The organism is Leeia aquatica, assembly GCF_012641365.1.
GTDB classification, from domain to species: domain Bacteria; phylum Pseudomonadota; class Gammaproteobacteria; order Burkholderiales; family Leeiaceae; genus Leeia; species Leeia aquatica.
The window spans coordinates 433,974-443,456 of record NZ_JABAIM010000003.1; the positions used below are offsets into that span (position 1 = coordinate 433,974).

The window sequence follows — 9,483 nt, forward strand, 5'->3', positions numbered from 1 at the left end:
CAAAGGCTTACAGGCTGTAGTACATCTGGAATTCCACCGGGTGGGTGGTCATCCGGGTCTTGTTCACTTCTTCCATCTTCAGCTCAATGTAGGCGTCGATGAAGTCGTTGCTGAACACACCACCACGGGTCAGGAACTCGCGGTCTGCGTCCAGTGCGGCCAGTGCTTCTTCCAGGCTGGCACACACGGTCGGGATCAGCTTGTCTTCTTCCGGCGGCAGATCGTACAGGTTCTTGTCGGCCGGATCGCCCGGGTGAATCTTGTTCTGGATACCGTCCAGACCCGCCATCATCAGTGCAGCAAAGCACAGGTACGGGTTGGCCAGCGGATCCGGGAAGCGGGTCTCGATACGGCGCGCCTTGTCGGAAGCCACGTGCGGAATGCGGATGGACGCCGAACGGTTCTTGGCCGAGTAAGCCAGCTTCACCGGTGCTTCGTAATGCGGCACCAGGCGCTTGTAGGAGTTGGTACCCGGGTTGGTGATGGCATTCAGGGCCTTGGCGTGCTTGATGATCCCTCCGATGTAGTACAGGGCCATCTCGGACAGACCGGCGTAGCCATTACCGGCGAACAGGTTCTTGCCATCCTTCCAGATGGACTGGTGCACGTGCATGCCCGAACCATTGTCACCCACGATCGGCTTCGGCATGAAGGTGGCAGTCTTGCCGTACTGGTGCGCCACGTTGTGCACCACGTACTTCAGTACCTGAGTCCAGTCGGCACGTTCCACCAGGGTGGAGAATTTGGTGCCGATTTCGCACTGACCGGCGTTGGCCACTTCATGGTGGAACACTTCCACCGGAATGCCCAGCTCTTCCAGAATCAGCACCATTTGTGCACGGATGTCGTGCAGGGCATCCACCGGCGGTACCGGGAAGTAGCCGCCCTTCACGCCCGGACGGTGGCCCATATTGCCACCCTCGTACTTCTTGGCAGAAGACCAGGAGGCCTCTTCCGATTCGATCTCGACAAAGCAGCCGGACATGTCGACGTTCCAGCGCACGCTGTCGAAAATGAAGAATTCAGGTTCCGGACCAAAGTAGGCGGTATCACCAATGCCGGAGGCCTTCAGGTAGGCTTCAGCACGCTTGGCGATGGAGCGCGGATCACGGTCATAGCCCTTGCCGTCGGCCGGCTCGATCACGTCGCAGGTCAGAAACACGGTCGGCTCGTCGAAGAACGGGTCCAGCTTGGCGGTGTTCGGGTCCGGCAACAGCAGCATGTCGGAAGCCTGAATGCCCTTCCAGCCGCCAATCGAAGAGCCATCAAACGCGTGGCCGCGCTCGAACCACTCGTCGTCCACCACGTGGGACGGCACGGTCACGTGCTGTTCTTTACCCTTGGTATCGGTAAAACGCAGGTCGACGAATTTGACGTCGTTTTCCTTGATCAGCTTCAGTACATCGGCGATGGCCATTGCAGTCTCCATGATGGATGTCTTTTGGTTGAATGCCTCATGCACCTTTTTCAAGGCGCCGGGTAACGGCAAACTATGTAGCATGAAGCATGCCAGCCTTTTTTCACCATCCGGGTGCGTTCCAGCCAGCACAACCCCCACGAACTGCACCATGATAGTGCAAGCCACTTGAAATTGCACAGCCATGGTGCATCATGCAAGTCGGCTGCCGCCACCGGGCACTCATGCGATAATGTGCGCCTGTTTGATGACTCAAGGATGACTGACCGATGAGCGAAGCCAACGACATCCTGTTGCGCGCCAAATCGCGCGGCGCACAGCTGGGCCTGCCTTATGCAGGCGCCCTGCAGCCGGACGAAGCCCATGCCCTGCTGCAACACAATCCCCACATCAAACTGGTCGATGTCCGCTCCGCCGCCGAATGGGCGCTGGTCGGCCGCGTGCCGGGTGCCATCGAAATCGAATTCAAGACTTGGCCGGGCATGCAGCCCAACCCCAACTTTCTGGCCCAGCTGAAGGCTCAGGTCGATCCCGAATCGGTGGTGCTGTTTCTGTGCCGCACCGGCGCCCGCTCGCATGATGCCGCCGCACAAGCCCAGCAGGCTGGCTACAGCGCCAGCTACAACGTGCTGGAAGGCTTCGAGGGCGACAAAGACGGCAACGGTCACAGGGGGAACGTCTCCGGCTGGAAGGCCCGCAAACTGCCATGGATGCAGGGGTAAGCATGATGGACCGCTACGCGGTAATCGGCAATCCGATTGCCCACAGCAAATCGCCGCGCATTCACGCTGCCTTTGCAGCGGCCGAACAGCAGGCACTCCACTACGAGGCCCTGCTTGCCCCGCTGGATGGCTTTGTGGTGACGGTTGACACCTTCCGCCAGCAAGGCGGGCGTGGTCTGAATGTCACCGTACCGTTCAAGCTGGAAGCATTTGACTACGCCCGCCAGCACGGCACGCTGACAGCCCGTGCTGAGCTAGCAGGCGCCGTCAACACCTTGCGTTTCGACGGCGCGCAGGTGCTGGGGGACAACACCGATGGTGTCGGCCTGGTGCATGACCTGCAACACAACCTGGCCTGCCCGCTCAGCGGCAAACGCGTGTTGCTGCTCGGCGCGGGTGGTGCTGCGCGGGGTGCCCTGCTCCCGCTATGGCAGGCCCAGCCCGCTGCACTGTGGATTGCCAACCGTACCGCCGACAAAGCGGTGCATCTGGCGCGCTTGCTGAATCAGCCCGCCGTTGAGGGTTGTGGCTATCCAGATCTCGATGGTCAGCATTTTGATGTGGTCATCAATGCCTCGTCCAGCAGTCTGGGCGCAGAAACCCTGCCCTTGCCGGCCGGGCTGTTTGCTCCGGATGCACTAGCCTATGACATGATGTACGCCGATACCCCGACCGCCTTCCTGCTGCAAGCACGCAGTCTGGGTGCAAGCAGGGTCGCCGATGGCCTCGGCATGCTGCTGGAACAGGCGGCTGAAGCCTTTCTGCTGTGGCGGGGCGTACGGCCTGATACGGCACCGGTCCGCAGCCTGCTGCGACCCACCCCTCTGTGGATGAACTGATGGAACAGACGCTCAATACCGCGCCCTTGCCCCCCGCCACCCCGCCCCGCAAACGTGGCTTCTGGTTCTGGACGAAGCGTATCCTGTGGTGGGGCTTTCTGCTGGCCATCGTTTACAACTTGTGGATTTTCCTGCACATCTGGTGGTGGGTAGACCACAATCCAGACAACACTGCCTTCATGCGCGAGCAACTGGCCGAGATCCGTGAAGACAACCCCAACGCCGAGCTGCAGCATGAATGGGTTCCTTACGAGAAAATCTCCCGCAACCTGAAAGCCGCGCTGATTGCCTCGGAAGACGCCAAGTTTGCCGACCATAATGGCTTCGACATTGAAGGCATCAAGCTGGCCTTCCAGAAAAACCTCAAGCAAGGGAAGATCGTGGCGGGCGGCTCCACCATCAGCCAGCAGCTGGCGAAGAACCTGTTCCTGTCCTCCAAGCGCACCCCTTGGCGCAAGGCGGAAGAAGCCTTGATCACCGTGATGTTGGAACAGATGATGAGCAAGGAACGGATCTTCGAGATCTACCTGAACAGCATCGAGTGGGGGGAAGGGGTGTTTGGGGCCGAAGCCGCCGCCAGGCACTACTATGGCCGCAGCGCCAGCAGCCTGAGTGCAGGCCAGGCCGCCAAACTGGCGGCCATGGTTCCCAACCCGCGCTACTTTGACAAAAACCGGCGCGACCGCAAGCTGCTGCGCAAGACCGGCATCATCCTGCGGCGCATGGGATCATCCGAGCTCCCCGATTAAGCGGCCTGCGGTGCGTGTCGATGCGACGCCACCGCAGTGCAAGGGCTCAGCGAGCCGTCGCCGGTTGCAGCACAATCACCGCCATGCCCAGCAGGGCAATGCCTGCCCCCAGCCAGTCCCACCGCGTTAATGGTACCTGCTCCACCCAGCGTAACCACAGCAACGCCACCATGATGTACATGCCGCCATACGCCGCATAGGTCCGCCCCGCTGCCGTCGGGTGCCAGGTCAGTAGCCAGGCGAACAGCGACAGCGAGAGCGCCGCCGGTAACAGTAACCAGATGCTCCGCCCCTGCCGTAACACCAGCCATGGCAAATAGCAGCCTACCACCTCTGCCAGGGCCGTTACGGCAAACAGGGCTGCGGCTTTCAGCAAAACCATGCTGCACAACCCGTCCGGAATGGCCGCCGCAACCTACCGGCCTGCCATGGTGGGTGCTGCCGGATCTGAGTCGTCAGCCACCTCTACCGCCGGGGCAACAGGCTCGGGCAATGCGGCAGGGGTAACCGGATGCAACCACGGCAAGAAGACCTGCTGCCAGGCCCAGCGCGGCTGATCATCGCCATCCACCCCCGTCTCAGGCCATTCATCCTGCTCAGGCATGCGCAAGGTACCGAACAGCCAGTCATAGAAGGGGAAGAACTGGGCATAGTTCCGGTTGTGGTACGCCACCGAGCGGCCATGATGGATGCGATGCATCTGTGGCCCCACCAATACGGCGGTCAGCCAACCCATGGACCAGCGCAGTTGCGCGTGGGTAAAGAAAAACCAGACCCAGAACAGGATAATGGCCCCAAAGTAAGGCAGCATGCCGCCGCCCAAGATCAGGTAGGTGGGGAAGTGGGCCAGTACCGTACCCACCACCCCCGCGCCCAGACTATGCCGGACCGAGGTGGAAGCATCCATATTGTTATCATTGTGATGTACCCGGTGCAACACCCAGAGCGGGGCAAACTCATGCTGCGCCCGGTGCGCCCAGTAGTGGAAAAAGTCGTACACCACGGTATACAGCAAGGTGGCCCACAGCACATTCTGCCAGCTGCCGGGATGACCTGGCGTCCAGCCCGGCAACAGCCGTCCGATCAGGCCATGTTCGGGCATGGCGGCTTCCACCCGGTCCAGAGCCAATCCCACCACAGCGAGGCCGATCATGTTCAGCGCAAAAACCAGCAGGTTATAGCCACGGTGCAGGAGGCCACGCAACGGTGCCCCTTCCAGCAACATGAACAGGGCGACCACCAGCGCCGTCCACTTCAAGGCCCCACCCGTACCCAGCAGTACATCCTTGATCCAGTCCCAGACCTGTTGCATGCCCGCTCCTTCGTTGCCCCCTGCGGGGCTCAATTCACTTCACTGGTATGCTGTTGCAACTGTCGTGGCTGGCTCACGCCGCCTTGGGCGAGCCGTGACCACTCTTGCAGCAGCACAACGGTGACACGTCGCACTTCGGCGCTTTCCAGCATGTCCCAATGGTCGCCATGCACCAGCTTCACCCGCCAGTCATGGGCAGCAACCCGCTCAAGCCAGTACTGGCGCACCTCATGCAGCTCAGGACGAGACTTGCCCCCCATCGCCTGCACCAAGACCACCCGCACAGGGCAGGCAGGCGCAACATAGTCGCGCATGGTCAGCAAATGATGGTTATAGATGCGGAAGTACTGTTCGATCTGCTGATCATCAATCCCAGGATACATGCCATTGAATTTGACCAGCTTGCTGCGGAAGACGTCCAGACTCACGGTTTCTACGGCAGCGCGGTCCTCCGCCTGCGCCAGCCCCTGGGTATCCAGCAGCAACACCGTCACATCGCGCTTGCCGGTTTGAGCCAGTTGGCACGCCATCTGATAGGCAATCAGGCCGCCATAGGACAGGCCCGTCAGGATCAAAGGCTGATCCGTCAGCCCCCCTAGCATCTCCAGATAGGTGTCCGCCATGGCTTCAACGGTGGGCAAGAAAGCCCCTCCCACTTCTACGCCAGGGGACTGTATGCCATAAACGCCGTACGATTCCGGCAAGGCCTTGGCCAGAGACAGATAACAGAACGCCGTGCCGCCTGCCGGATGAATGCAAACCAGCTTGGGTCCTGCAGCGCCAGTCCGGAACGTAATCAGGCTGCTGGCGGCAACGGCGGTCTCTGCCGCCCGCAGCCGCCCGCCTTGCGCCTCAATGGTCGGGTGCAACAGGATATCTCGCAGCGGCAGGCTCTTGCCGAACCGGGCCTCGATGGCATGCGACAGCTTGATGGCAGACACCGAGGTGCCGCCAACATCAAAGAAATTGTCGCGGATGCCAATATGGGGCTGCAGCAGCAGCGACCGCCAGATTTCGTACAAACCGAACTCCACATGGTCACGCGGGCTGGCCAGGTTGACTTGCTTGCTGGCCGAGGCTTTGATCAGCGCCAGCACCTTCGCCCGGTCCAGCTTGCCATTACTGCTCATGGGCAGTTCCGCCACCGTCGCAATCAAGCTGGGCACCATATGCGCGGGTACACGCTGGGCCAGGCGGCTACGCCACTCCACCGGCGAGTGGCTACCTGCTTCGCCCTGGGCCACGATTGCCGCCAGCAACTGGACTTCACCCGCAGCATCCTGCTCGGTCAGCACCACCGCCTCCCGCACTAATGGATCGGCCCGCAGTGCAGCCTCAACCTCACCCAGCTCGATGCGGTAGCCGCGCACCTTGACCTGATTGTCCTGCCGCCCGAGAAACTCGATATGGCCATCTGGCAGGTAGCGCGCGTAATCGCCCGTTCGGTACATGCGGGCACCGGCTTCGCCAGCAAAGGGGTCCTTCACAAATACCGCCGCTGTTTGTGCTTCATCCCCCAGATACCCCAGCGCCAGTCCGCGTCCCGCGATATGAATTTCTCCTGCAACGCCAACGGGCACCGGGTTTTGCCAGGCATCGAGCAAATAGACTTGGGTATTGTCCAGTGGGCGCCCAATCGGGCAGCGTCGATCCAGCGCCTGCACGGGGTGATAGGCACAGCTGTAAACGGTGGTCTCGGTCGGACCATAGCCATTCAGGATCTGCAAACCCGGCAACGCCTGCTGCATCCGGTACAGCCCCACTTCGGAAAGCGGCTCCACCCCAACCAGCAATTGTGTCAGCGCCAAGCCCTGCAAGCGTACTTCCGGAGCATCCATGATCCAGCGTACGAATGCCGGTGGCAAATAGGCTTGCTGTATCCGTTGCAGCCGCATCCAGTCCAGCAGCAGTGCCGGATCCGTGCGCACCGCTTCCGGCACCAGATGCAGGCAGCCTCCGCTCATGAGGGGCAGCATGATTTCATGCACCGACACATCAAAGCCAATGCTGGACCATAATGACCCTGCCAGCCCCGGCGGGCTCCCAATACGGCGTAGCCAATGGTCCAGCAGGTTGACCACTGCCCGATGAGGCACCACCACACCTTTCGGTCGTCCAGTTGAACCCGAAGTGTAGATGACGTACGCAGGCTGCTCGGGTTGCACAGGGTCACCAAGCGCATGCTCGCAGGGCGTGGTGGCCAGCAGCTCAGGTAACAACGTCCCACCCAAGGCAGGCCCTTGTTCCTCCTGCAAGACAAGTGCGGGCTGGGCATCGTCCCGCAAAAGTTCAAGCCGCTCCAGCGGCAAGCTCGGGTCCATTGGCAGATAAGCCGCGCCGGCCTTCAGTACCCCTAATATGCCGATCAGCAGGTCTGGGCTACGCTCAAGACAGAGTCCGACCCACTGGCCCGCCTTGATACCTCGAGCCCTCAGGGCATGGGCAAGCCGGTTGGCCTGGTGGTCTAGCGTGGCATAATCCAGCGTCCCGTGCGCTGAGGATACCGCGAGCTGTGCCGGATATTGTCTGGCCACGGCCTCAAACCGTGACACCAGATCCGCTGCACCCGACAACGGTTGCTGTGTTGCGTTCCACTCGTGCAACTGGCGATGCTGCTCAGCCTCGCTCAGTACCTGCAGGTAGGCAAGTGGCCGTTGCGGCGTCTGTACCACCGCTTGCAGCACATTAAAGAAGTGCTGCCCCATGCGGGCTATGGTCGCGGCTTCAAACAGGTCGCTGTCGTATTCCCAATGCACGCGTAGCCCATTCGCACTCGTCATGACCTCCAGCGAAAGATCAAATTTGGCGCTTGCCGTCCCCGCCCGTATGGGTGTGAATTGCAGCTCTGTCATTTCAGCCGCGCTGCCGGGCATGTTCTGCATGGCCAGCATCACCTGTACCAAGGGTGCATAGCTGGTATGGCGCTCAGGCTTCAACGCTTCGACCAGTCGGTCAAATGGCAACTCCTGGTGCGCATAAGCCGCCAATACCTGCGCCCTCATCTGCTCCAGCAGGTACATGAAGCTCCGCTCTGGCTCAATGCGGCTACGCATGACCAGCGGGTTGATGAAATGGCCAATCAGCGGCTCCAGCTCCTGCTTGTCGCGGCTGGCAAACGGGGTGCCGATGCATAAATCGGTCTGCGCACTATAGCGCCATAACAGCACGGAGAATGCGGCCATCATGACCGTAAACAGCGTGGTGTTTGCCTGTCTGGCCAATTGCTGCAGTGCCGGTAACAAAGCCGGATCCGCATCCAGCTTCAAACTGCCTCCCCGGAAGCGTTGTACAGGCGGACGCGGGTGATCGGTTGGCAGCGGCAGTATGGCTGGCGCATCGTGCAACAAGTCTGTCCAGTAATGCAACAAGGCTTGTAGCGTCTCCCCCTGCAGCATCTGATTCTGCTGCCGGGCATGGTCAGCATACTGAATGGGTAGCGCAGGCAAGGAGGGTAGCTGATCTTGCCGGAAAGCCGCATAGCTCAGCATCAGCTCGTCAAGCAGGATTCCCATGGACCAGCCATCCGCAGCAATGTGATGCACATTGAGTAGCCAGACGTGGTCATCTGCAGCAAAGCAGTACAGGCTGCTACGAAATACCGGGCCTTGTGCCAGGTCGAACCCGGTCAACGCATCCTGCTCTGCCAGCCGTTGTGCCTCCTGCTCCCGGTGCGCCACGGCTAGTGTTGCACCGTCCACAACAGTCAGTAACTCCGCAGGACATGCCTGGACCTGCTGCTGTGGCTCTCCGCTGGGCGCGAGCTGAAACACACTGCGTAAAATAGTGTGCCGCTGCACAACATGGCGGACAGCGCGGGCCAAGGCCGCCCTGTCCAGCGGCCCCTTCAGCCGAAAAGCCAGCGGGTTGTTGTAGACGGGATTGCCCGGTGCCAATTGATCCAGCACCCACAACTGACGTTGCGCAGCCGACAAGGGCGCGACAAGCAACTCGGGGGAACCCGTCTTATCGCGTACGCCGGCCTGCAGATACGCCAGCAAGTCCGCCTTGTGTTGCTTGAGCTCTGCCAGCAGGTCGGCGCTTAATGCGCCCTTGGGGGCTTTCAGGCGCAGATTGCCATCTACCACCTCGACCCGCCCACCCTGCTGCTGCACACACGTCAACAGTGCCTGCAAGCCCTCTACCGTAGCCCCCATTGCCCCAATCCCCTGTCCTCATCCCGATCCGCAGTAACCGTGACTCTGGCTTTGTGATGTTGTTATTTAGCCAAGCTAAAATCTTGGGAAGCGTATAGAGAATTACAGAGAGATGCAAGGGTGTGCTATGAGAGAGCATCAAATGCAGAAGCCCCTGCAGCTGTCTGCAGGGGCTTCAAATGGGAGCCTGGCGGTGACCTACTTTCACAAGCGATCTGCTCACTATCATCGGCGCAACGTCGTTTCACTGTCCTGTTCGGGATGGGAAGGAGTGGGTCCAACGCGCTATG

The 9,483-nt window shown here is 60.7% G+C and carries 7 protein-coding genes and 1 rRNA gene; 3 read left to right on the top strand and 5 right to left on the bottom strand.

All coding sequences use genetic code 11. From position 1 onward, the window contains the following. Positions 1 to 7: 7 nt before the first annotated feature. Positions 8 to 1,417, bottom strand: coding sequence for a glutamate--ammonia ligase (glnA, locus tag HF682_RS14735; protein ID WP_168878072.1), 1,410 nt, complete (start codon positions 1,415 to 1,417; stop codon positions 8 to 10). Positions 1,418 to 1,686: 269 nt separating this feature from the next. On the opposite strand from glnA, the gene HF682_RS14740 reads away from it, so the two are divergent. Genes HF682_RS14740 through mtgA form a run of 3 tightly spaced genes read left to right on the top strand, consistent with a single transcriptional unit; the run spans position 1,687 to position 3,727 of the window. Next, complete coding sequence (locus HF682_RS14740) at positions 1,687 to 2,139, top strand: rhodanese-like domain-containing protein (RefSeq protein WP_168878073.1); 453 nt, start codon at positions 1,687 to 1,689, stop codon at positions 2,137 to 2,139. Between the two features lie 2 nt (positions 2,140 to 2,141). Then, positions 2,142 to 2,978: a shikimate dehydrogenase gene (gene aroE, locus HF682_RS14745; RefSeq protein ID WP_205882096.1), complete on the top strand. Its 837-nt coding sequence runs from the start codon at positions 2,142 to 2,144 to the stop codon at positions 2,976 to 2,978. Next, positions 2,978 to 3,727, top strand: coding sequence for a monofunctional biosynthetic peptidoglycan transglycosylase (mtgA, locus tag HF682_RS14750; protein ID WP_168878074.1), 750 nt, complete (start codon positions 2,978 to 2,980; stop codon positions 3,725 to 3,727). Before aroE ends, mtgA begins: the two co-directional genes overlap by 1 nt. Positions 3,728 to 3,773: 46 nt before the next feature. On the opposite strand, the gene HF682_RS14755 is transcribed toward mtgA, so the two are convergent. The 4 genes from HF682_RS14755 to rrf form a co-directional block, all read right to left on the bottom strand. Beyond that, positions 3,774 to 4,109 (bottom strand): YnfA family protein, encoded by a 336-nt coding sequence (locus HF682_RS14755; protein ID WP_168878075.1) that lies wholly within the window; start codon positions 4,107 to 4,109, stop codon positions 3,774 to 3,776. Positions 4,110 to 4,142: 33 nt separating this feature from the next. Next, positions 4,143 to 5,039 (bottom strand): sterol desaturase family protein, encoded by an 897-nt coding sequence (locus tag HF682_RS14760; protein WP_168878076.1) that lies wholly within the window; start codon positions 5,037 to 5,039, stop codon positions 4,143 to 4,145. A gap of 29 nt (positions 5,040 to 5,068) precedes the next feature. Next, positions 5,069 to 9,193: a non-ribosomal peptide synthetase gene (locus HF682_RS14765; RefSeq protein WP_168878077.1), complete on the bottom strand. Its 4,125-nt coding sequence runs from the start codon at positions 9,191 to 9,193 to the stop codon at positions 5,069 to 5,071. A gap of 185 nt (positions 9,194 to 9,378) precedes the next feature. Beyond that, a 5S ribosomal RNA gene (gene rrf / locus HF682_RS14770) occupies positions 9,379 to 9,483 on the bottom strand; the annotation flags it as partial.

What these genes read in the sequence shown, in the direction of transcription:
- mtgA (WP_168878074.1), top strand. Translation starts at nt 2,978, where the DNA reads ATGGAACAGACGCTCAATACCGCGCCCTTGCCCCCCGCCACCCCGCCC.
- glnA (WP_168878072.1), bottom strand. Translation starts at nt 1,417, where the DNA reads ATGGCCATCGCCGATGTACTGAAGCTGATCAAGGAAAACGACGTCAAA.
- HF682_RS14755 (WP_168878075.1), bottom strand. Translation starts at nt 4,109, where the DNA reads ATGGTTTTGCTGAAAGCCGCAGCCCTGTTTGCCGTAACGGCCCTGGCA.
- HF682_RS14765 (WP_168878077.1), bottom strand. Translation starts at nt 9,193, where the DNA reads ATGGGGGCTACGGTAGAGGGCTTGCAGGCACTGTTGACGTGTGTGCAG.
- HF682_RS14760 (WP_168878076.1), bottom strand. Translation starts at nt 5,039, where the DNA reads ATGCAACAGGTCTGGGACTGGATCAAGGATGTACTGCTGGGTACGGGT.
- aroE (WP_205882096.1), top strand. Translation starts at nt 2,142, where the DNA reads ATGATGGACCGCTACGCGGTAATCGGCAATCCGATTGCCCACAGCAAA.
- HF682_RS14740 (WP_168878073.1), top strand. Translation starts at nt 1,687, where the DNA reads ATGAGCGAAGCCAACGACATCCTGTTGCGCGCCAAATCGCGCGGCGCA.